General features: G+C 68.2%; 18 protein-coding genes. 17 read left to right on the top strand and 1 reads right to left on the bottom strand.

Annotation, left to right across the window (positions count from 1 at the left end; translation table 11 throughout):
* The first annotated feature begins 38 nt into the window (after positions 1–38).
* The 16 genes from nuoF to ACT541_RS11035 all read left to right on the top strand — a co-directional run bounded on the left by nuoF (position 39) and on the right by ACT541_RS11035 (position 18,011).
* Positions 39–1,325, top strand: coding sequence for an NADH-quinone oxidoreductase subunit NuoF (gene nuoF, locus ACT541_RS11110; RefSeq protein ID WP_476136823.1), 1,287 nt, complete (start codon positions 39–41; stop codon positions 1,323–1,325).
* 9 nt (positions 1,326–1,334) lie between these two features.
* Positions 1,335–3,434, top strand: coding sequence for an NADH-quinone oxidoreductase subunit NuoG (gene nuoG, locus ACT541_RS11105; protein ID WP_476136821.1), 2,100 nt, complete (start codon positions 1,335–1,337; stop codon positions 3,432–3,434).
* Between the two features lie 13 nt (positions 3,435–3,447).
* On the top strand, positions 3,448–4,497 hold the full coding sequence (gene nuoH / locus ACT541_RS11100) for an NADH-quinone oxidoreductase subunit NuoH (RefSeq protein ID WP_476136819.1): 1,050 nt from the start codon (positions 3,448–3,450) through the stop codon (positions 4,495–4,497).
* Positions 4,498–4,519: 22 nt separating this feature from the next.
* Positions 4,520–4,759, top strand: a complete 240-nt coding sequence (locus tag ACT541_RS11095; protein ID WP_476136817.1) for a hypothetical protein — start codon at positions 4,520–4,522, stop codon at positions 4,757–4,759.
* 54 nt (positions 4,760–4,813) lie between these two features.
* A complete protein-coding gene (gene nuoI, locus ACT541_RS11090) occupies positions 4,814–5,302 on the top strand; it encodes an NADH-quinone oxidoreductase subunit NuoI (protein ID WP_476136815.1) in 489 nt (162 codons plus the stop codon).
* Between the two features lie 44 nt (positions 5,303–5,346).
* A complete protein-coding gene (locus tag ACT541_RS11085; protein WP_476136813.1) occupies positions 5,347–5,955 on the top strand; it encodes an NADH-quinone oxidoreductase subunit J in 609 nt (202 codons plus the stop codon).
* Positions 5,956–6,098: 143 nt separating this feature from the next.
* Positions 6,099–6,407, top strand: a complete 309-nt coding sequence (gene nuoK, locus ACT541_RS11080; protein ID WP_476136811.1) for an NADH-quinone oxidoreductase subunit NuoK — start codon at positions 6,099–6,101, stop codon at positions 6,405–6,407.
* A 7-nt stretch (positions 6,408–6,414) separates the two neighbouring features.
* Positions 6,415–8,511: an NADH-quinone oxidoreductase subunit L gene (gene nuoL / locus ACT541_RS11075; RefSeq protein ID WP_476136810.1), complete on the top strand. Its 2,097-nt coding sequence runs from the start codon at positions 6,415–6,417 to the stop codon at positions 8,509–8,511.
* On the top strand, positions 8,511–10,022 hold the full coding sequence (locus ACT541_RS11070) for an NADH-quinone oxidoreductase subunit M (RefSeq protein WP_476136807.1): 1,512 nt from the start codon (positions 8,511–8,513) through the stop codon (positions 10,020–10,022). The genes nuoL and ACT541_RS11070 overlap by 1 nt, the downstream gene beginning before the upstream one ends.
* Before the next feature lie 127 nt (positions 10,023–10,149).
* The gene (gene nuoN / locus ACT541_RS11065) at positions 10,150–11,574 is read left to right on the top strand and encodes an NADH-quinone oxidoreductase subunit NuoN (RefSeq protein WP_476136806.1); all 1,425 of its coding nucleotides are present in this window, start codon (positions 10,150–10,152) and stop codon (positions 11,572–11,574) included.
* Positions 11,574–12,374, top strand: coding sequence for a biotin--[acetyl-CoA-carboxylase] ligase (locus ACT541_RS11060; protein ID WP_476136804.1), 801 nt, complete (start codon positions 11,574–11,576; stop codon positions 12,372–12,374). The genes nuoN and ACT541_RS11060 overlap by 1 nt, the downstream gene beginning before the upstream one ends.
* Positions 12,375–12,376: 2 nt before the next feature.
* Positions 12,377–14,059 carry a ribonuclease J gene (locus ACT541_RS11055; protein ID WP_476136802.1) on the top strand — a complete coding sequence of 561 codons (1,683 nt, stop codon included), beginning with the start codon at positions 12,377–12,379 and terminating at the stop codon, positions 14,057–14,059.
* Positions 14,060–14,318: 259 nt separating this feature from the next.
* Positions 14,319–14,723, top strand: a complete 405-nt coding sequence (mce, locus tag ACT541_RS11050) for a methylmalonyl-CoA epimerase (RefSeq protein ID WP_476136800.1) — start codon at positions 14,319–14,321, stop codon at positions 14,721–14,723.
* Positions 14,724–14,848: 125 nt separating this feature from the next.
* Positions 14,849–15,118, top strand: a complete 270-nt coding sequence (locus ACT541_RS11045) for a DUF1467 family protein (protein ID WP_476136798.1) — start codon at positions 14,849–14,851, stop codon at positions 15,116–15,118.
* A 106-nt stretch (positions 15,119–15,224) separates the two neighbouring features.
* The gene (locus ACT541_RS11040; RefSeq protein ID WP_476136797.1) at positions 15,225–17,327 is read left to right on the top strand and encodes a molybdopterin oxidoreductase family protein; all 2,103 of its coding nucleotides are present in this window, start codon (positions 15,225–15,227) and stop codon (positions 17,325–17,327) included.
* A gap of 102 nt (positions 17,328–17,429) precedes the next feature.
* Complete coding sequence (locus ACT541_RS11035; protein WP_476136795.1) at positions 17,430–18,011, top strand: hypothetical protein; 582 nt, start codon at positions 17,430–17,432, stop codon at positions 18,009–18,011.
* A gap of 406 nt (positions 18,012–18,417) precedes the next feature.
* Here the strand turns inward: ACT541_RS11035 and ACT541_RS11030 are convergent, their stop codons facing one another.
* Complete coding sequence (locus ACT541_RS11030; protein ID WP_476136793.1) at positions 18,418–20,004, bottom strand: helicase HerA domain-containing protein; 1,587 nt, start codon at positions 20,002–20,004, stop codon at positions 18,418–18,420.
* Between the two features lie 188 nt (positions 20,005–20,192).
* On the opposite strand from ACT541_RS11030, the gene ACT541_RS11025 reads away from it, so the two are divergent.
* A complete protein-coding gene (locus ACT541_RS11025; RefSeq protein WP_476136792.1) occupies positions 20,193–21,356 on the top strand; it encodes a hypothetical protein in 1,164 nt (387 codons plus the stop codon).
* The last annotated feature ends 20 nt before the right edge of the window (positions 21,357–21,376 follow it).

Below are 21,376 nucleotides of genomic sequence, written 5' to 3'. Positions count from 1 at the left end.
GAGCCGGGGGGTGCCGAAAGGCGAGCGGGAAGAGACCGATGCTCCACGACAAGGACCGCATCTTCACCAACATCTACGGCTTTCAGGACAAGAGCCTGAAGGGCGCGATGTCGCGTGGCCTCTGGGACGGCACCAAGCAGATCCTGGAAATGGGTCGCGACTGGATCATCGACCAGATGAAGGCCTCGGGCCTGCGCGGCCGCGGCGGCGCCGGCTTCCCGACCGGCCTCAAGTGGTCCTTCATGCCGAAGGTCTCCGACGGCCGTCCGCACTATCTCGTCGTCAACGCCGACGAGTCCGAGCCGGGCACCTGCAAGGACCGCGAGATCCTGCGCAACGACCCGCATCACCTGATCGAAGGCTGCCTCATCGCCTCCTTCGCGATGGGCGCGAATGCCGCCTACATCTACGTCCGCGGCGAGTTCATCCGCGAGCGCGAGGCGCTGCAGGCCGCGATCGACGAGTGCTATGCCGCGAAGCTCCTCGGCAAGGACAACATCCACGGCTATCCCTTCGACCTCTACGTCCACCACGGTGCCGGCGCCTACATCTGTGGCGAAGAGACCGCGCTGCTGGAGAGCCTCGAGGGCAAGAAGGGCCAGCCGCGCCTGAAGCCGCCGTTCCCGGCGAACGTCGGCCTCTACGGCTGCCCGACGACCGTCAACAACGTCGAATCGATCGCGGTGGCGCCGACCATCCTGCGTCGCGGCGGCGCCTGGTTCGCCGGTCTCGGCAAGCCGAACAACACCGGCACCAAGCTCTTCTGCGTCTCCGGCCACGTCAACAAGCCGGCGACCTTCGAGGAAGAGATGGGCGTGCCCTTCCGCGAGATGATCGACAAGCACTGCGGCGGCATCCGCGGCGGCTGGGACAACCTGCTGGCGGTCATCCCCGGCGGTTCCTCCGTGCCGATGGTGCCGGCGGCGCAGATGATCGACGCGCCGATGGACTTCGACACCCTGCGTGGGCTGGGCTCCGGCCTCGGCACCGCGGCGGTGATCGTGATGGACAAGTCGACGGATCTCATCCGCGCCATCGCCCGTCTCTCGGCCTTCTACAAGCACGAGAGCTGCGGCCAGTGCACGCCGTGCCGCGAGGGCACGGGCTGGATGTGGCGCGTGATGGAACGTCTCGTGAAGGGCGAGGCGGACGTCAAGGAAATCGACATGCTCTTCCAGGTGACGAAGCAGGTCGAAGGCCACACCATCTGCGCGCTCGGCGACGCGGCGGCTTGGCCGATCCAGGGACTGATCAAGCATTTCCGCCCGGTCATCGAAGAACGCATCGCCGCCCGCAAGGCCGGCCTGCGCATCGCGGCGGAGTGAGGAACGGGCATGGCCAAGATCAAGATCGACGGCACCGAGATCGACGTCGCCCCGGAAGCGACCCTGTTGCAGGCGTGCGAGGCGGCCGGCGCGGAAGTTCCGCGCTTCTGCTTCCATGAGCGCCTGTCGGTCGCGGGCAACTGCCGCATGTGCCTCGTCGAGGTGAAGGGCGGACCGCCGAAGCCGCAGGCCTCCTGCGCCATGTCGGTGAAGGACCTGCGTCCGGGCCCGAACGGCGAGCCGCCGGAAGTCTTCACGACCACCCCGATGGTCAGGCGCGCCCGTGAGGGCGTGATGGAGTTCCTGCTGATCAACCATCCACTCGACTGCCCGATCTGCGATCAGGGCGGCGAGTGCGACCTGCAGGACCAGGCGATGGCCTTCGGCGGCGACGCCGGCCGTTTCGCCGAGAACAAGCGCGCCGTCGAGGACAAGGACATCGGTCCGCTGGTCAAGACGGTGATGACCCGCTGCATCCAGTGCACCCGCTGCGTCCGCTTCACCGCGGAAGTCGCCGGCACCGCGGACATGGGCCTCATCTCGCGAGGCGAGGACGTCGAGATCACCACCTATCTCGGCTCGGCCATGGCCTCGGAGCTGCAGGGCAACGTCGTCGACCTCTGCCCGGTCGGCGCGCTCACCTCGCGCCCCTACGAGTTCAAGGCCCGTCCCTGGGAACTCTCCAAGACCGAATCGATCGACGTCATGGACGCGCTCGGCTCCAACATCCGCGTCGACGTGCGCGGCCGTGAGGTCGTCCGCATCCTGCCGCGTCTCAACGAGGCGGTGAACGAGGAGTGGATCTCGGACAAGACCCGCCACGTGGTCGACGGTCTGAAGACCCAGCGCCTCGATCGCGCTTACGTCCGCGTCGGCGGCAAGCTGACGACCGCGTCGTGGTCGAAGGCGCTCGAGACCGTCGCCGAGAAGATCAAGGCGACCGCGTCGGACAAGATCGGCATCGTCGTCGGCGACTTCGCCAGCGCCGAGGAGCTCTTCGCCGTGAAGACGCTCGCCGCCTCGCTCGGCATCGCCTCGGTCGACGCCCGCGCCGACGGCTCCTGCCTCGACGGCAAGGCCGGCCGCGGCTCGTATGTCTTCAACGCGACCGTCGCCGGCATCGAAGAGGCCGACGCGATCCTGATCGTGGGTTCGAACCCGCGCCTCGAATCGCCCGTCCTCAACGCCCGCATCCGCAAGCGCTGGCGCCGTGGTGGTCTCCAGATCGGCGTGATCGGCGAGGAAGCCGATCTCACCTACGCCTACAACTTCCTCGGCGAGGGCACCGCCGGCCTCGAGGCGCTCGCCTCCGGCCAGAACGGCTTCCTCGAGGTGCTGAAGGCGGCCAAGAAGCCGCTGGTCCTGGTCGGCAACGCCGTCACCACCCGTGCCGACGGCGCCGCCGTCATGGCCAAGGTGGCGGAAGTCGCCGCGACGATCGGCGCGGTCTCGGCCGAATGGAACGGCTTCTCGGTTCTCCACACCGCGGCGAGCCGCGTCGCGGCCCTCGACCTCGGCGTCGTGCCGGCGGCCGGCGGCAAGTCGACGAAGGAGATCCTCGACGGTGCCGCCTCCGGCGCGATCGAGGTGGTGATCCTCGTCGGTGCCGACGAGATCGACACCGCGAAGCTCGGTTCCGCCTTCGTGGTCTATCTCGGCACCCACGGCGACAAGGGCGCGCATGCCGCCTCGGTCATCCTGCCGGGCGCCGCCTATACCGAGAAGTCGGGCATCTTCGCCAACACCGAAGGCCGCATCCAGCTGGCGCAGCGCGCCGCCTTCCCGCCGGGCGAGGCCCGCGAGGACTGGGCGGTGCTGCGGGCGCTGTCGGCTCTGGTCGGCCGGACGCTGCCCTTCGACAGCCTCGGCGAACTGCGCGCCGCGCTCGTCGCCGCGCATCCGACTTACGCCGGGCTCGACGCGATCGCTCCGACGTCCCATGAAGACGTCGCCGGGCTCGCCGCCGGTGCCGGTTCGCTCGCGGCCGACGACTTCGTGTCGCCGGTGACGGACTTCTATCTGACGAACCCGATCGCGCGGGCGTCCAAGACGATGGCGGAATGCTCCGCGCTGGCAGCCGCCCGCGCGACGGCCGCCGCGGCGGAATGAGGGGGAGAGCCCGATGTACGCACTGTGGGTCGACTACCTCTGGCCGCTCCTGATCATCGTTCTGGAATCGCTGGCACTGCTCGTCGTTCTGCTGATCGGCGTCGCCTACGTCATCTATGCCGACCGCAAGATCTGGGCGGCGGTGCAGATGCGCCGTGGTCCCAACGTCGTCGGACCCTGGGGCCTGCTTCAGTCCTTCGCGGACATGCTGAAGTTCGTCTTCAAGGAGCCGATCATCCCGGCGGGTGCCAACAAGGGCATCTTCATCGTCGCGCCGTTCTTCGCCACGATGGTGGCGCTGGCGGCCTGGGCGGTGATCCCGGTCGCGGACGGCTGGGTGATCTCCGACATCAACGTCGGCATCCTCTACGTGCTCGCGATCTCCTCGCTCGGCGTCTACGGCACGATCATGGGCGGCTGGGCTTCGAACTCGAAGTACCCGTTCCTGTCGGCGCTGCGCTCGGCGGCGCAGATGGTCTCCTACGAAGTCTCGATCGGCTTCGTGATCATCACCGTGCTGCTCTGCGTCGGTTCGCTGAACCTCTCGGCGATCGTCCGCGCCCAGGATCACGGCCTCGCCACCATGCTGGGCGTGCCGTGGCTGAGCTTCCTCAACTGGTTCTGGCTGCCGCTGCTGCCGATGATGACGATCTTCTTCATCTCGGCGCTGGCGGAGACCAACCGCCCGCCCTTCGATCTGGCCGAAGCCGAGTCCGAACTCGTCGCCGGTTTCATGGTCGAGTACGGGTCGTCGCTCTACATGCTGTTCATGCTCGGCGAGTATGTGGCGATCGTGCTGCAGTGCGCCATGCTGACGATCCTGTTCATGGGCGGTTGGGCGTCGCCGATCGACCTGCCGCCGTTCAACTGGATCCCCGGCGTGTTCTGGTTCGTGCTGAAGGTCCTGTTCTGGTTCTTCATGTTCGCGATGGTGAAGGCCTTCGTGCCGCGCTATCGCTACGACCAGCTGATGCGTCTGGGCTGGAAGGTCTTCCTGCCGATCTCGCTCGGCATGGTGGTGATCGTCGCCGGCGTGCTGCAGGCGACCGGCTGGGCGCCGTGAGCGCGAACGGAAGGGGGCTCGCATGGAGATCTCTCTTCCCGGCCTGATCGGAGCCTTCATGGGCTCCGTGGTGGGCGTGATGGATTTCGGCATCGTCGCGGGTCTCCTGCGGCGAGCCTGGGAAAAGAAACCCGGCGACGCGGGCCTCACCGCGCGACGGGAGCTGATCTTGAAGGGGGCCTTCGCGGTCAACCTCTTCGTCTTCGCCGGCCTCGGATGGTGGTTCGGTGTGGCGATGACCGGGTTGGGCGGGGCGAACTGAACAGGACCCAGACCCTCGGGCATGTCCCGCGGGGTCAACGGAAGGGTAGACGTGATGAGACTCGATCGGGCGGCGAAGTCCTTGTTGCTGAAGGAGTTCGTATCGGCATTCTTCCTGTCGATGCGCTACTTCTTCGCGCCGAAGGCGACCCTGAACTACCCCTTCGAGAAGGGGCCGGTCAGCCCGCGCTTCCGCGGCGAACACGCGCTGCGCCGTTATCCCAACGGTGAGGAGCGCTGCATCGCCTGCAAGCTCTGCGAGGCGATCTGCCCGGCTCAGGCGATCACCATCGAGGCCGCCCCGCGCGGCAACGACCAGACCCGCCGCACCACCCGCTACGACATCGACATGGTGAAGTGCATCTACTGCGGCTTCTGCCAGGAAGCCTGCCCGGTCGATGCCATCGTCGAGGGGCCGAACTTCGAATTCGCCACCGAGACCCGCGAAGAGCTCTTCTACGACAAGGCGAAGCTGCTCGCGAACGGTGACCGTTGGGAGCGCGAGATCGCCCGCAACATCCAGTTGGACGCACCCTACCGCTGACCGAACGCCACGCCGGCCCTGCCGGCGGGTGTCGAGGACGACCGATGATCCAGGCCTTCTTCTTCTACGTCTTCGCCGCCGTGACCGTGGCTTCGGCCTTCGCGGTCATCTCGGCCCGCAATCCGGTGCATTCGGTGCTGTTCCTGATCCTCGCCTTCTTCAATGCGGCGGGGCTCTTCGTGCTGATGGGCGCCGAGTTCCTGGCCATGCTGCTGGTCGTCGTCTACGTCGGCGCGGTGGCGGTGCTGTTCCTCTTCGTCGTGATGATGCTCGACGTCGACTTCGCCGAACTGCGCACCGGGCTGCTCGAGTACGCCCCGATCGGCATGGTGATCGGCGGCATCCTGCTCGCCGAACTGCTGATGGTGGTCGGCGGCTGGGTGATCGACCCGAAGGTGGTCGGCCACGGCGCCAACCCGATCGATGCGGCGACCTCGAACGTCGCGGCCATCGGTCTGGTGCTCTACACCAAGTACATCTTCTTCTTCCAGGCCGCCGGCCTGATCCTGCTGGTCGCGATGATCGGCGCGATCGTGCTGACGCTGCGCCACAAGGCCTTCGTCAAGCGGCAGAACATTTCCGAACAGGTCGCCCGCGGCCCGGCCACCGCCATCGAGGTGGTCAAGGTCGAGATCGGCAAGGGCCTGTCGTGATCGGATGACGCGGCCGCCCTCGCGGGCGCCGCGATGGAACCCAAGGCCGCGGTGGGCGAGGGGGCTCGCTGCGGAAGAATGGTCGGGGTGATCGACGTCGCGCGTCGGTGATCCCGCAAACCTCGGATGAGACGGGGGAAGTCATGGTAATCGGCTTGTCGCACTACCTCTCGGTGGCCGCGATACTCTTCACGCTGGGGGTGTTCGGCATCTTCCTGAACAGGAAGAACGTCATCATCATCCTGATGTCGGTCGAGCTGATCCTTCTCGCCGTCAACATCAACTTCGTGGCCTTCTCCACCGCGTTGGGCGACCTCGTGGGGCAGATCTTCGCCCTGCTGGTCCTGACGGTGGCAGCCGCCGAGGCCGCCATCGGCCTCGCGATCCTGGTCGTGTTCTTCCGCACCCGCGGTTCCATCGCGGTGGAAGACGTCAACGTGATGAAGGGTTGATCGATCCATGTTCACGGCGATCGTCTTTCTCCCTCTCCTCGGCTTCCTGATCGCGGGCGCGATGACGCTCTTCGCGCATCCGGTCGCGCCGAACGGGGCCGCCAATCTCGGCCACGGCGACCATGGTCACGACGACCACGGTCCCGCCGACGCGCATGCCGCGGCCCATGACGACGACCACGGCCACGGCCATGGCGACCATCACGAGGAAAAGCCGCTGGCTCGTCCGGCGGAGCTGGTCACCACGACCTTCCTGATGATCGCCGCGGCGCTGTCCTGGGTGACCTTCTTCCAGGTCGGTCTCGGTCATCCGGCCGGCGTGATGAAGGTGAACATCCTGCCGTTCCTGCACACCGCCGGCCTCTCGGTCGACTGGGCGATCCGCGTCGACACGCTGACCGCGGTGATGCTGGTGGTGGTCAACACGGTCTCGGCGCTCGTCCATCTCTATTCGATCGGCTACATGAGCCACGATCCGGATCGGCCGCGCTTCTTCGCCTATCTGTCGCTGTTCACCTTCGCCATGCTGATGCTGGTGACCTCCGACAATCTGGTGCAGATGTTCTTCGGCTGGGAAGGCGTCGGTCTCGCCTCCTACCTGCTGATCGGCTTCTGGTTCCAGAAGCCCTCGGCCAACGCCGCCGCCATCAAGGCCTTCGTCGTCAACCGTGTCGGCGACTTCGGCTTCGTGCTCGGCATCTTCGGCGTGTTCTGGCTGTTCGGCACCGTCGACTACGACGCGATCTTCGCCAATGCCCCGACCATGGCCGGCAAGCAGCTGCACTTCCTGTCCTGGCAGTTCGACGCCATGACCGTGATCTGCCTGCTGCTGTTCCTCGGCGCCATGGGCAAGTCGGCGCAGTTCCTGCTGCACACCTGGCTTCCCGACGCGATGGAAGGCCCGACCCCGGTCTCGGCCCTCATCCATGCGGCGACCATGGTCACCGCCGGCGTCTTCATGGTGGCGCGCCTGTCGCCGCTGTTCGAGCTCAGCCACACCGCGCTCACCGTGGTGACGCTGGTCGGCGCCGTGACCGCCTTCTTCGCCGCGACCGTCGGTCTGGTGCAGAACGACATCAAGCGCGTCATCGCCTACTCGACCTGCTCGCAGCTCGGCTACATGTTCGTCGCGCTCGGCGTCGGTGCCTACGGCGCGGGCGTGTTCCACCTGTTCACGCACGCCTTCTTCAAGGCGCTCCTGTTCCTCGGTGCCGGCTCGGTGATCCACGCCGTCTCGGGCGAGCAGGACATGCGCAACATGGGCGGCCTCAAGGGTCACATCAAACTGACCTACGCCATGATGATCGTCGGCACCCTGGCGCTGACCGGCGTCGGCCTGCCGACCACCGAGTTCGGCTTCGCCGGCTACAACTCGAAGGATGCGATCATCGAGGCGGCCTATGTGGGTGAGAACGCCTTCTCCGGCCTCGCCTTCGGCCTGCTGGTCATCGCCGCGCTCTTCACCTCGTTCTATTCGTGGCGCCTGATCTTCAAGACCTTCTGGGGCGCGCCGCGCGCCTCCAAGGACGTCATGGATCACGTCCACGAGAGCCCGCTCGTCATGACGGTTCCGCTGATGGTGCTCGCCACCGGCGCGGTCGTCGCGGGCATGCTCTTCGCCGGTTCCTTCATCGGCCACGAGTACGGCGAGTTCTGGAAGGCGTCGCTCTTCACGGGCAAGGAGAACCACGTCCTCGAGCACATGCACCATGTGCCGACGGCGGTGAAGTTCGCCCCCTTCGTGGCGATGCTGGTCGGTCTGGTGACGTCCTACGTGTTCTACGTGGTGAACCCGAAGATCCCGGAGAAGCTCGCCGCTTCGCAGAAGGGCCTCTACGAGTTCCTGCTCAACAAGTGGTACTTCGACGAGCTCTACGACTTCCTGTTCGTCGAGCCGGCGAAGAAGCTCGGCCGCTTCCTCTGGAAGGAGGGTGACGGTCGCGTCATCGACGGGTTCGGCCCGGACGGCGTGTCCGCCCGCGTGGTCGCGATCACCGGCAAGGTCGTCGCGCTGCAGTCTGGTTATCTCTACCACTACGCCTTCGCCATGCTGATCGGCGTGGCCGCTCTGGTGAGCTATGTGATGTTCGGGGGAGTTCGGTGATGGGCAACTGGCCGCTGCTCACGATCGTCACGTTTCTGCCGCTGGTCGGCGTGGTCTTCGCCGCGCTGGTCAAGGGCGACGACGACGTGGCGAAGTCGCGCATCCGCACGATCGCGCTTCTCACGACCATCGTCGACTTCCTGCTCTCGCTCCTGATCTGGGCCCGGTTCGACCCGTCGAACCCCGGCTTCCAGCTCGAGGAGAAGGGGGCCTGGCTCGGCAACGTCTTCAGCTATCACATGGGTGTCGACGGCATCTCCGTCGCCTTCGTGCTGTTGACGACCTTCCTCATGCCCTTCTGCATCCTCGCCTCGTGGCAGAGCGTGCAGAACCGCGTGAAGGAATACATGATCGCGTTCCTCGTCCTCGAGGTTCTGATGATCGGCGTGTTCACCGCGCTCGACCTGATGCTCTTCTACGTCTTCTTCGAAGCCGGCCTCATCCCGATGTTCATCATCATCGGCGTGTGGGGTGGACCGCGTCGCGTCTACGCCTCCTTCAAGTTCTTCCTCTACACGCTGCTCGGCTCGGTGCTGATGCTGATCGCCATGCTCGCCATGTACTGGCAGGCCGGCACGGCCGACATCCCGGCGCTGCTCAAGCACGACTTCCCCGTCCAGCTGCAGACCTGGGCCTGGATCGCCTTCTTCGCCTCCTTCGCGGTGAAGATGCCGATGTGGCCGGTCCACACCTGGCTGCCGGATGCCCACGTCGAGGCGCCGACCGCCGGTTCGGTGATCCTGGCGGGCATCCTGCTGAAGATGGGCGGCTACGGCTTCCTGCGCTTCTCGCTGCCGATGTTCCCGGTGGCGTCGGAGATGTTCGCGCCCTTCGTCTTCACCCTGTCGATCGTCGCCATCATCTACACTTCGCTGGTGGCGCTGGCGCAGGAGGACATCAAGAAGCTGATCGCCTATTCGTCGGTCGCCCACATGGGCTACGTGACCATGGGCATCTTCACGATGAACCAGGCCGGCGTGCAGGGCGCCATCTTCCAGATGGTCTCCCACGGCTTCGTCTCCGCCGCGCTCTTCCTCTGCGTCGGCGTGATCTACGACCGCATGCACACCCGCGAGATCGCCGCCTACGGTGGCCTCGTGAACCGCATGCCGTGGTATGCCGTGGCCTTCATGCTGTTCACCATGGCGAACGTCGGCCTGCCGGGCACCTCCGGCTTCGTCGGCGAGTTCCTCACCCTGCTCGGCGCCTGGCGCGCCAACACTTGGGTGGCGTTCTTCGCGGCGACCGGCGTCATCCTGTCGGCGGCCTATGCGCTCTACCTGCTCGCCCGCGTCATGAACGGCAAGCTCGAGAAGCCCTCTCTTCAGGGGATCCTCGACATGGACTGGCGCGAGCGTGCGATCCTCGTTCCGCTGATGCTGGTGACGGTGTTCTACGGTGTCTATCCGATGCCGATCCTGAACGCCTCGGAGGCTTCGGTGCAGGCGATGCTCGCCAAGGTGACAGCGGCGATCGCCGCCGGCACCAAGGTGGCGCTGATCGCCAACTGATGCGACGGTGCGGTCGGACCCGGGTCCGATCGCACACGACCGACGTCTCGCCGACCGATCCGGCCGGCCAGACCCGACTGTTGAAAGACCTGACGCTGTCAGACCTTCTGGGGCCGAGACCAAGTCCATGACACTCGATCTGATGCCGGTGTTGCCGGAGATTGTCCTCGCGATCGGCGCGCTCGCGCTTCTCATGCTCGGCGTCTTCGCCGGTGAGAAGTCGACCGGCGTGGTCGGCTGGGGGGCCGTCGCCCTTCTCGCCCTGGCCCTCGTCGCCGTGCTGGCCGGGCCGAAGGCCGCCTCCGCCTTCGGCGGCGCGCTGGTCGTCGACCCGTTCTCCAGCTTCATGAAGGTGCTGGCGCTGATCGGCTCGATCGTCGCGGTGATCCTGTCGGCCGGCCCCGCCCGGGTCGACGGCTGGGGCCGCTTCGAGTACCCGGTCCTGGTCGTGCTCGCCACCGCCGGCATGCTGATGATGATCTCGGCGAACGACATGATCTCGCTCTACCTCGGCCTCGAGCTCCAGTCGCTGGCGCTCTACGTCGTCGCCGCGATGGATCGCGACAACGTGCGGTCGACCGAAGCGGGCCTGAAGTATTTCGTCCTCGGCGCGCTGTCCTCGGGCATGCTGCTCTACGGCGCCTCGCTGGTCTACGGCTTCACCGGCCAGACCGGCTTCGCTCCGATCGCCGCGGCGCTGAAGGGCCATGCCCCGTCGCTCGGCATCGTCTTCGGCCTCGTCTTCATGATGGCCGGTCTCGCCTTCAAGATCTCCGCCGTGCCGTTCCACATGTGGACGCCCGACGTCTACGAAGGCTCGCCGACCCCGGTCACCGCCTTCTTCGCCGCCGCCCCCAAGGTCGCCGCCTTCGCGCTGATCATCCGCGTCTGCGTCGAGGCCTTCGGCTCGATCGGCCCGTCGTGGCAGCAGATCGTCGCCTTCATCGCCATCGCCTCGATGGTGCTCGGCGCCTTCGCCGGTATCGGCCAGTCGAACATCAAGCGCCTGATGGCCTATTCCTCGATCGGCCACATGGGCTACGCGCTGGTCGGTCTCGCCGCCGGCACCATGGACGGCATCGCCGGCGTCGGCATCTACATGGCGATCTATCTCGTCACCACGCTCGGCGCCTTCGCGATGATCATCGCCATGCGCCGTGACGGCAAGCCGGTCGAACAGATCGCCGATCTCTCGGGCCTGTCGCGCTCGAGCCCGCTCGCCGCCTTCGGTCTGGCGATGCTGATGTTCTCGCTTGCCGGCATTCCGCCGCTCGCCGGCTTCTTCGGCAAGCTCTACGTCTTCCAGGCGGCCGTCCATGCCCAGCTCTACTGGCTGGCCGTGCTCGGCGTGCTCGCTTCGGTGGTCGGCGCCTTCTACTACATCCGCATCGTCAAGGTGATCTACTTCGACGAGCCGGCGGCCGATCTCGACGCGGCGACCATCGAGCAGAAGTTCGTCTTCGCCGCGGCGTCGATCTTCGTGCTGCTGTTCTTCGTCCTCGGCAACGGCCTCACCGTCGCCGCGACCGCAGCCGCCAAGTCGCTGTTCTGATGGCGACCGACAGTCCCGGCGGGGAGCGGGCCTCCGCCTCCGCCGGCGCCCCTTGGCGGGTGATCGCCAAGCCGACGACGGAATCGACCAACATCGACGCGCTCGATCTCGCCCGCTCCGGTGACCCGGGGCGGGTTTGGGTCGTTGCCGACCGGCAGGAAGGCGGACGCGCCCGCCGCGGCCGCAGCTGGACGTCGGAGAGCGGCAATCTCTACGCCTCGGCGCTGCTGATCGACCCCGGCCTGCCGCGCCATCTGCCCGAGCTTCCCTTCGTCGCCGCCGTGTCGGCCGCCGACGCGGTGGCGGAAGCGACGAGCGGGCGTCTCGTCCCCGGCATCAAGTGGCCGAACGATCTGATGATCGCCGGCCGCAAATGCGCCGGAATCCTGCTCGAAACCACGCGGGATCCGGCCGGCCGCACCGCGGTCGCCGTCGGCATCGGCGTCAACTGCCGCCACTTTCCGCTCGCCACCGAGACCCCGGCGACGAGCCTCCTGACCGAAGGCCACGACGTCCTGCCCGAGCGCCTGTTCGAGGCGCTCCGTTCGGCCTTCGCGACGCGGGTCGAGGAATGGGCGTCGGGCCTTGGTTTTCCCGCGATCCGCGCGGCCTGGCTGAAGCGGGCCGTCGGCATCGGCGGACCGATCCGGGTGCGTCTCGTCGACGGCGAGGACACCGGCATCTTCGAGGGCATCGACGAGGCGGGGCTGCTGCGCCTCGCCCGGCCCGACGGCACACATGGCAAGATTTCCGCGGGAGACGTCTTCTTCCCGCGTCCGGAGAAGGTCTCCGAGGAGTGATCATGGCGAAGAAGTCCCGCAAGGGCGACGAACTGGTGTTCCTGCCGCTCGGTGGCGTCGGCGAAATCGGAATGAATCTCGGTCTCTACGGCTTCGGGCCGGAAGACGACCGCCGCTGGCTGATGGTCGACTGCGGCATCACCTTCGCCTCGGAATACGACGAGCCGGGCGTCGATCTGATCTTCCCCGACATCCGCTTCATCGAAGAGGAGCGGAAGAACCTCGTCGGCATCGTCATCACTCATGCCCACGAGGACCATTTCGGCGCGCTGTCGACGCTGTGGCCGAAGCTGAAGGTGCCGGTCTGGATGACGCCCTTCGCCGCCGGCCTGCTCGAGGCCAAGGGCGCGGCCGACGGCGGCGCCTCCGACATTCCGGTGACGCGCTTCACCGCCGGCGACCGCTGGACGATGGGCGACTTCGACATCGAGGCGATCGCGGTGTCGCATTCGATTCCCGAAGCCGTGTCGCTCGCCATCCGCACGCCGCTCGGCACGGTGATCCACACCGGCGACTGGAAGGTCGATCCGACCCCGGTCATCGGCTGGTCGACCGACTTCGACCGCTTCCGCGCCATCGGCGACGAGGGCGTGCTGGCGATGGTCAACGACTCGACCAACGTTCTGCGCGACGGCTCGAGCCCGTCGGAGACGGAAGTCGCGGCGAGCCTCGCCGAGATCATCAAGGCGGCGCCGCACCGGGTGGCGGTGACGACCTTCGCCTCCAACGTCGGGCGCCTCCGCGCCGTGGCGGAAGCCGCCGCCAAGGCCGATCGCAACGTCGTCGTCATGGGCCGCGCCATGCGCCGCGCCATCGACGTGGCGAAGGAATGCGGCCTCCTCGACGATCTGCCGCCCTTCCTCGACGACGACGCCTACGGCTACCTGCCGCGCGACAAGGTGGTGACGCTGCTGACCGGTTCGCAGGGCGAGGCCCGCGCCGCGCTCGCCCGCATCGCCTCCGGCGAGCACCGGCAGGTCGCCATGTCGCCCGGCGACATGATGATCTTCTCGTCGCGCACCATTCCCGGCAACGAGAAGTCGGTGAACACGATCATGAACGCGCTCGCCGCCAAGGGCGTGAAGATCGTCACCGACCGCGATGCGCTGGTCCATGTCTCCGGCCACCCGCGCCGCGGCGAGATGACCATGCTCTACGAGGCGGTGCGGCCCGAGATCTCGGTGCCGGTCCACGGCGAGGCGCTGCATCTCGCCGTCCACGCCGAGTTCGCCCGCTCGCTCGGCGTGCCGAAGATCGGCCACGCCCTGAACGGCCGCATGCTCCGCCTCGCGCCGGGGCCGGTGGCGGAAGTCGACGAGGTCTTCACCGGCCGTCTCTTCCGCGACGGTTCGCTGCTCGTCACGCCCGACCAGTCGGGTGCCGCAGCGCGGCGCAAGGCGAGCTTCGCCGGCGTCGTCGTCGTGTCGCTGGTGGTCGACGCCAAGGGCAACGCGCTCGTCGACCCGTCGGCCGTGCTGATCGGCCTGCCGGACGAGGACGATCGCGGCCGCACCTTCCTCGACACCGTCGAGACGACCGCCTCGCTCACCCTCGACGGGTTGCCGCGGCCGAAGCGCAAGGACACGGCGCTGGTCGCCGACGCGGTCAAGCGCGCGGTGCGCGCCGCCGTCAACGAGCGCTGGGGCAAGAAGCCGATCGTCGAGGTGACGGTCCAGGTCGTGTGAGGCGAGGGGGCGCGGGGTCGTGCCCCCCGCTCATGGTTCGAGGCTCGCCCTTGGGGGCGAGCACCTCACCATGAAGCCGAGATGTGTGGATCGCTCGCTTCAATCTACAGCTTCATGGTGAGGTGCGAGCCGAAGGCGAGCCTCGAACCATGAGCGAGGAACGCACGTCGCCCCCCAAAGCCCGACGCAAGGCGAATTGCCGCGCTGCCGCCGCCGGGCTATGTCCGCCTGACGTTTCGAACCGACGGAGGGAAGACGGATGATCGGACGGCTGAACCACGTGGCGATCGCGGTGCCGAACCTCGAGGCGGCGACCGCCGTCTATCGCGACACGCTCGGCGCCAAGGTGTCGGCCCCGCTGCCGCAGCCCGAACACGGCGTCACCGTCGTCTTCGTCGAACTGCCCAACACCAAGATCGAGCTGCTGGAGCCGCTCGGCGAGAAGTCGACCATCGCCGGCTTCCTCGAGAAGAACACCTCGGGCGGCATCCATCACGTCTGCTACGAGGTCGAGGACATCCTCGCCGCCCGCGACCAGATGAAGGCCGCCGGCGCCCGCGTGCTCGGCGACGGCACGCCCAGGATCGGCGCCCACGGCAAGCCGGTGCTGTTCCTCCATCCGAAGGACTTCTGCGGCACGCTGGTCGAGCTCGAGCAGGTCTGAGCGATCGTCCGAAACGTTTCGGATGACGAGGGCGCGCCGGTGACGGTTGCGCCCTTTTCATTCGGCCCCGCCGCTTCCCCGCGCCGCGCCGGCGCCCTATCATCGCGACCAACCGGGGAGGCCTCATGCGCATCGGCACGGCGATCGCGATCTATTTCGTCATCTGGTGGACGGTGCTCTTCGCCGTTCTGCCGTTGAAGCTGACGACGCAAGGAGAAGCCGGCGAAGTGGTGCCCGGCACCTCCGCCTCGGCGCCGACCCGTCCGCGCCTGTTGCTGAAAGCCGCGATCACCACGGTCGTCGCTGCGATCGTCTTCGCCGGCTTCCTGGCCCTGAAGAATTCGGGCCTGGGGCTCGACGACATCCCCTTCCTGCCCAAGTTCTCCGGACGGTGACGATCGACGGCGCTGATCGGATCGATCGGTGAATTTCATGGCTCCCCCCCTCCCGAGAGGCGGGGCGACCTGCGATACTCCGCGCCCCTTCGATCGAGGTCCGTCGATGAACCAGACCGTTCCCGTCCGCACCGCGCGTTCCACCTGTCCGCACGACTGCCCCTCGACCTGCAGCCTCGAGGTCGAGGTGCTGGACGAGCGCACCATCGGGCGCGTGCGCGGATCGACCGAGAACACCTACACGGCCGGCGTGATCTGCGCGAAGGTCGCCCGCTACGCCGAGCGCGTCCATTCGCCCGACCGGCTGCTGAAGCCGCTCCTGCGCACCGGACCGAAGGGCTCGCGCCAGTTCCGCGAGATCGGCTGGGACGAGGCGCTCGACCGTGTGGCCGAGGCCTTCCTCGCCGCCGAGAAGGCGCACGGCGCCGAGGCCGTCTGGCCCTACTACTACGCCGGCACCATGGGGCAGGTGCAGCGCGACGGCATCAACCGTCTGCGCAACGCCAAGAAATACTCCGAGGAATACGGCACGATCTGCACCGCGCTCGCCTGGCCGGGCTGGATCGCCGGCCACGGCCGCCTGACGGGCGCCGATCCGCGCGAAATGGCGAAGTCCGATCTCGTGGTGATCTGGGGCACCAACGCGGTCGCGACCCAGGTCAACGTGATGACCCACGCGATCAGGGCGCGCAAGGAACGCGGCGCCAAGATCGTCGTCGTCGACGTCTACCGCACGCCGACCATGGATCAGGCCGACGTCGGCGTGATGGTGCGCCCCGGCACCGACGCGGCGCTCGCCTGCGCGATCATGCACGTGCTCTTCCGCGAGGGCTGGGCCGATCGCCCCCTCCTCGACAGCCACACCGACGTTCCGGCCGAACTCGAGGCGCATCTCGAAAGCCGCACGCCGGAATGGGCCGAGGCGATCTGCGGCGTCCCGGCGGCCGAGATCGAGGCGCTGGCGCGGATGATCGGCAGCACGCCGAAGACCTTCTTCCGCATCGGCTACGGCTTCACGCGCCAACGCAACGGCGCCGTCGCCATGCATGCGGTGAGCTCGATCCCGGTCGTCGCCGGCTCCTGGCGCCACGAGGGCGGCGGCGCCTTCCACAACAACGGCGCCATCTACCGCATCGACAAGTCGCTGGTCGAGGGCAGGGACCTGCGCGATCCGTCCGTGCGCCGCCTCGACCAGAGCCAGATCGGCCGGGTGCTGACCGGCGATGCCGCGGCCCTTCGCGGCGGCGGGCCGGTGACGGCCATGCTGATCCAGAACACCAACCCGATGGCGGTGGCGCCGGAACAGGAGAAGGTGCGCGCCGGCTTTGCCCGCGACGATCTCTTCGTCGCCGTCCACGAGCAGTTCATGACCGACACCGCGGCGATGGCCGACATCGTCCTGCCGGCGACGATGTTCCTCGAGCACGACGACCTCTATCGCGGCGGCGGCAATCAGTACGTCCTGGTCGGGCCGAAGCTGATCGAACCACCGGGCGAGGCGCGGGAGAACCATTTCGTCATCTGCGAACTGGCGAAGCGCCTCGGCGTGTCGCATCCGGGCTTCGAGATGACGGCGCGCGAGCACGTCGACTGGATGCTGCGCAAGGGCGGCTACGGCACCTTCGACGAGCTGAAGGATCGGCCGCTGGTCGATTGCCAGCCGCCGTTCGAGCGCGCCCACTTCCTCGACGGCTTCGGCCATGCCGACGGCCGCTTCCGCTTCGCCCCCGACTGGGCCTCCGTCGCGGTCGAGAACGACGGGCCGATGGGGCCTTTCGAGGACCTGCCGCGTCTGCCCGACCAGTGGAACGTGACGGAGGCCGTCGACGCGGATCATCCCTTCCGTCTGGTGACGCCGCCGGCGCGCAACTTCCTCAACTCGACCTTCACCGAGACCGCCACCTCGAAGGCCAAGGAACGCGGCCCCCGCGCCAAGATCCACCCGGACGATCTCGCCGCCCTCGCCATCGCCGACGGCGAGGAGATCCGCCTCGTCAACGCCCGCGGCGCGGTGCGTCTGCCGGCGGAAGCCTTCGACGGGGTGCGCCGCGGCGTGATCGTCGTCGAGGGCGTCCACCCCAACGGCGCACATGCCGACGGGCGCGGCATCAACACCCTGACCGGGGCCGATCAGCCGGCGCCCTTCGGCGGTGCCGCCTTCCACGATTCGCGCGTTCGCGTGGAAAAGTGGATTCCGTCCGAAGTGTAGCGGAAGCGCACTTGAGCCCCGGGCGGGGAGGGTCTATCGGGAGGGCGTTCCTTTCATGCCGCGGCGCAGCGTCGCGGCTTCGCCCGTTTTGGGAGTTCCCACATGACCCGTGCCGTCGCCGTTCTCCGTGCTGCCGTCTTCGCCACCGCCACCCTCGCCGTCGGTGCGGCCTTTGCCGCCTCGACCGACGTGACGGAGGCGCCGGCCGCCCCGGCGGCGCAGGTCGCCCAGGCCGAGAAGCCCGCCGCCGAGGAGGCCGCTCCGGTCAAGCACAAGGCCAAGAAGCCGAAGGCCGAGGAGAAGACCGAGGCGAAGCCCGACGCCAAGGCCGAGGCCGCGCCGGCTCCCGCCGCCGCGCCGGTGGTGACGCCGCCGCCGGCCAAGGCCTCGCGCGAGCTGCTCCGCCGCGTCCTGCTCGACGCCTGCGTCTATCAGGAGAACGCCAAGGAAGACGCCCCGGCCGACGACAAGCCGGAGAAGGCCGAGAAGGCGGAGAAGCCCGAGGTCAAGGCCAACAAGCTCTCCGCCAAGCAGCAGAAGATCCTCGACGCCTGCCAGTGCGCCTCGACCAAGGCGATCAAGCCGATCAAGGACGAGGAGATCGTCAAGATCGACGAGAACCGCCAGGTCCCCGACGCCTGGTATCAGGCGACGACCGAAGCCTACGCGACCTGTAAGCGTTGATCGGCGCGACGATGTGAAGAGGCCGGCGAGAGCGATCTCGCCGGCTTTTTTGTTGGTCGGTGGGCGTCGGCGGAACGCGCTTCGCCGGGCAGGGACGCGGCGCCTTCGGCCCGAACTCGGCATCGCGCCACGACGGATCTTCCCCTCCCATCAGGAGAGGGTGAAGGGCGGCGACGCCTCACCGCAGTGCGCGATCCTTCGAGACGCGCCTGCGGCGCTCCTCAGGATGAGGCGCTTTCAATTTCCAGAACAAAAACAAACGCCTCATGCTGAGGAGGGCTGCCTGCGGCAGCCCGTCTCGAAGCATCGCACGGCGTCGAAGCCGCTTTTCACGAAATGCACAAAGTCCCCGAGGGGAGGGTGACGAGCGGCAGCACCGCACCCGAGTCGCTCCGCGCCGCTGCCGTCACGCCTCGCCCGGCAGCCGCGGCGGCCTCCTCGGCCTCTCGCCGCGCAGTACTTCGCCGAGACGCGCCGCCCGCGCCGCGCCACGCCGTTCGCCGGCGCGCGGGCCGACGCCGGCACCGCCGGTCTTGGTGCGCCAGCCGGTCGCCACGACGACGACGGTGCGGTTGCCGCGGAAGTCGACCTCCGAGACGATCTTGCCGCGCTCCGCCATGTAGGAGAGCAGCCAGCGCCCGCGCGACGGCGAATGGCTGCCGTAGGCCCGCGCCAGCACGTCGTCGGCCGGGCAGGTCTCGGCCTCGCGCGCGGCGCGCGCCACCATCAGGAAGACGCCCTGCATCTCCTCCGGCAGATCGTCGGCCGCCTCGAGCACCGCCTGCCAATCCTCGTCGCCGTCGGTCGCACCGATCCCGGCGCGCGCCAGCGCCAGCCGGCGGCGGAAGCTCGGCATGTCGGCGGCGACGTCGCCGAGCCGGCGCAGACGGCAGTGGAAGGCGAAGTCCTGATAGACCACCGGAACCGGCCGGAACGCCGCTTCCGGGTCGGAGAGGATCTCGGCGAAGATCTCGTCGAGCGCCTTCTCGATCTCCTCCGGCGGCAGACGCGGCACGACCTCCTCCGTCGCCTCCGGTTCCGACGCGGCGGGCCGCGATGCGGCGACCTGGGCGAGGAGCTCGTTGGTGCCGAGCTTCGGCGCCCGCGGCGGCGGGGCAGGGCGGGCGATCACCTCCTCCGGCGTCGCCGGGGCGAAGATCAGATCCTCCAGCGCCTCGCGCGGCATCTCCGGCAGCGGCATCAGCTCCGGCCGGCCGGAACGGCCGCGGGTCGAGACCGTGCCGATGCGGATCGGCGTCGGCCGACGGAAGAGCGCCGGGCCGAGCGCCACGAACTGGCCGGGCACGAGATCGCGGAAGGCTTCCGCCTGACGCCGCTCCATGCCGAGGAGATCGGCGGCGCGCGCCATGTCGATGTCGAGGAAGGTGCGTCCCATCAGGAAGTTCGAGGCTTCCGCCGCCACGTTCTTGGCGAGCTTGGCGAGGCGCTGGGTGGCGATCATGCCGGCGAGACCGCGCTTGCGGCCGCGGCACATCAGATTGGTCATGGCGCCGAGCGAGATCTTGCGCGCCTCGTCCGACACCTCGCCGGCGATCGCCGGGGCGAAGAGCTGCGCCTCGTCGACCGCCACCAGCATCGGATACCAGTAGTCGCGATCGGCATCGAACAGGCCGCCGAGGAAGGCGGCGGCGGCCCGCATCTGGTCCTCGGCATCGAGGCCCTCGAGGGTGAGGACGACCGAGGCGCGATGGCGGCGGATGCGATCGGCGATGCGGGCGAGTTCGGCCGGAGAGCGCTCGGCATCGACCACGACGTGGCCGAAGGCCTCGGCCAGCGTGACGAAGTCGCCTTCCGGATCGATGATCGCCTGCTGCACGTGGGGAGCCGACTGTTCGAGCAGGCGACGCAGCAGATGCGACTTGCCCGAGCCCGAATTGCCCTGCACCAACAGACGAGTGGAGAGCAGCTCCTCGAGATCGAGACGCGCCGCCTCGCCCCCGCCGGTGTTGCCCAGATCGATTCCGACCTTCATGTCCGACCCGATTCCACCTCGCCTCGAAGGTCGCGACCCTATCACGCCGACCGCCGCGAGCGACCCGTTACGGGACGCCTCTCCACAGGGAATGGCGGAAGACGGGAAAGTGACCGGCCGGGCGCGCGAAGCGGGTACGCGTCGCGAGCGATCCGCGCTAGAGTGGGGCGACATCTGCCGGAGCTTCCATGCGTCGATCTCTTTCGTCCCGTCTCGGCGGCCTCCTTCTCGGTGCGGCGCTCGCGCTGGCGCCCGCCGCCGCCGCCACCGGCGGCGATGTCCACCCGCCGGCGGGGCCGGCGGCGCCGGTCGCCGAATGGATGGCCTGGTACTACGTGACGCCGCAGCCCGAGCGCATTCCGGACTTTCTCGTCTGGCTGTCGGCCGAGGGCGTGCTCGCCGATCGGCCGGCCTCGATCGCCTCCGTCGCCGCCTTCCTGGCGCCGATCTTCGCCGCCGAGCCCGAGAAGATCCGCGACCGCGTGCGCGCCGACCGGCTCGACGACAAGACCCGCGACATGACGATCCGCGCCCTCTGGCTCGCCGGCAGGGCCGAGACCGCACGCGAGATCTTCGGCACGCTACCCGACTTCGCGATCGCCACCCCGCCCGCCGTCGCGGCCCGGCCGCCGGCGTCGCCCGCCGACGTCGACGCGCTGTGGTCGACCTTCATGGCGACCGGCGATCCGGCGGCCGTCCGCCGTCTGGTCGACGCGATCGACGAAGCCGTGGCGCTCACCGACGACCGCACGGCGGAACGGGCGACGCGCGAGGCCGCCGCCGCCTCCTTCGCCACCACGGCCATCCAGCACGAGGTGGTGCTGCGCGTGCTGGTCGAGGAGGCGCGCCGCCGGCCGCCGCAGGCCGCCAAGCTGATCGTCGCACTCCTGGCGGGTGCGCGAGCGAACGCCGGCTCCTTCCCCAAGACGGCGGGCGACTTCTCCGCCCATGTCGCGGTCTCCGACGTCGCCGCGCTCGCCACCGCCGCGAAGGAGCCGGGCGAGGTCATGCCCTTCGCCAGGACCACCCGCGCCAGGACCGATCGCAAGGTGGTGGTGAAGGCCTTCTTCATGGGCCAGCAGCTCGACGAGAAGCTGACCAGCGACGTGACTTGGGACGTGGTGATCACCGATCCGCGCGGGCGGCCGTGGTCCGGCCCCGATCTGCTCGGCCTCGAGGGTCTGAAGGGCCGCACGCCGATGCGGCATCGAGTCTTCGACGCCCGCGGCTTCGCCACTCTGTGGTTCACGAAGACCGATCCGAAGGGTATCTATCGCATCCGCGCCGTGGTGCGCGACAATGTCGGCAAGCACGAGATCGTCTTCGACGAGACGCTCGAACACGTCCGGTAGACCCGGCGCAGAGGATCGGA

The organism is Pinisolibacter sp. DMC100, assembly GCF_056313705.1.
The sequence above is the reverse complement of the archived record's forward strand: the minus strand, read 5'-3'. Positions and strand labels throughout refer to the sequence as shown.

Bases quoted from the DNA above. Each gene is read 5' to 3' on its own strand.
- nuoF (WP_476136823.1), top strand. From the start codon at position 39: ATGCTCCACGACAAGGACCGCATCTTCACCAACATCTACGGCTTTCAG.
- nuoG (WP_476136821.1), top strand. From the start codon at position 1,335: ATGGCCAAGATCAAGATCGACGGCACCGAGATCGACGTCGCCCCGGAA.
- nuoH (WP_476136819.1), top strand. From the start codon at position 3,448: ATGTACGCACTGTGGGTCGACTACCTCTGGCCGCTCCTGATCATCGTT.
- ACT541_RS11095 (WP_476136817.1), top strand. From the start codon at position 4,520: ATGGAGATCTCTCTTCCCGGCCTGATCGGAGCCTTCATGGGCTCCGTG.
- nuoI (WP_476136815.1), top strand. From the start codon at position 4,814: ATGAGACTCGATCGGGCGGCGAAGTCCTTGTTGCTGAAGGAGTTCGTA.
- ACT541_RS11085 (WP_476136813.1), top strand. From the start codon at position 5,347: ATGATCCAGGCCTTCTTCTTCTACGTCTTCGCCGCCGTGACCGTGGCT.
- nuoK (WP_476136811.1), top strand. From the start codon at position 6,099: ATGGTAATCGGCTTGTCGCACTACCTCTCGGTGGCCGCGATACTCTTC.
- nuoL (WP_476136810.1), top strand. From the start codon at position 6,415: ATGTTCACGGCGATCGTCTTTCTCCCTCTCCTCGGCTTCCTGATCGCG.
- ACT541_RS11070 (WP_476136807.1), top strand. From the start codon at position 8,511: ATGGGCAACTGGCCGCTGCTCACGATCGTCACGTTTCTGCCGCTGGTC.
- nuoN (WP_476136806.1), top strand. From the start codon at position 10,150: ATGACACTCGATCTGATGCCGGTGTTGCCGGAGATTGTCCTCGCGATC.
- ACT541_RS11060 (WP_476136804.1), top strand. From the start codon at position 11,574: ATGGCGACCGACAGTCCCGGCGGGGAGCGGGCCTCCGCCTCCGCCGGC.
- ACT541_RS11055 (WP_476136802.1), top strand. From the start codon at position 12,377: ATGGCGAAGAAGTCCCGCAAGGGCGACGAACTGGTGTTCCTGCCGCTC.
- mce (WP_476136800.1), top strand. From the start codon at position 14,319: ATGATCGGACGGCTGAACCACGTGGCGATCGCGGTGCCGAACCTCGAG.
- ACT541_RS11045 (WP_476136798.1), top strand. From the start codon at position 14,849: ATGCGCATCGGCACGGCGATCGCGATCTATTTCGTCATCTGGTGGACG.
- ACT541_RS11040 (WP_476136797.1), top strand. From the start codon at position 15,225: ATGAACCAGACCGTTCCCGTCCGCACCGCGCGTTCCACCTGTCCGCAC.
- ACT541_RS11035 (WP_476136795.1), top strand. From the start codon at position 17,430: ATGACCCGTGCCGTCGCCGTTCTCCGTGCTGCCGTCTTCGCCACCGCC.
- ACT541_RS11030 (WP_476136793.1), bottom strand. From the start codon at position 20,004: ATGAAGGTCGGAATCGATCTGGGCAACACCGGCGGGGGCGAGGCGGCG.
- ACT541_RS11025 (WP_476136792.1), top strand. From the start codon at position 20,193: ATGCGTCGATCTCTTTCGTCCCGTCTCGGCGGCCTCCTTCTCGGTGCG.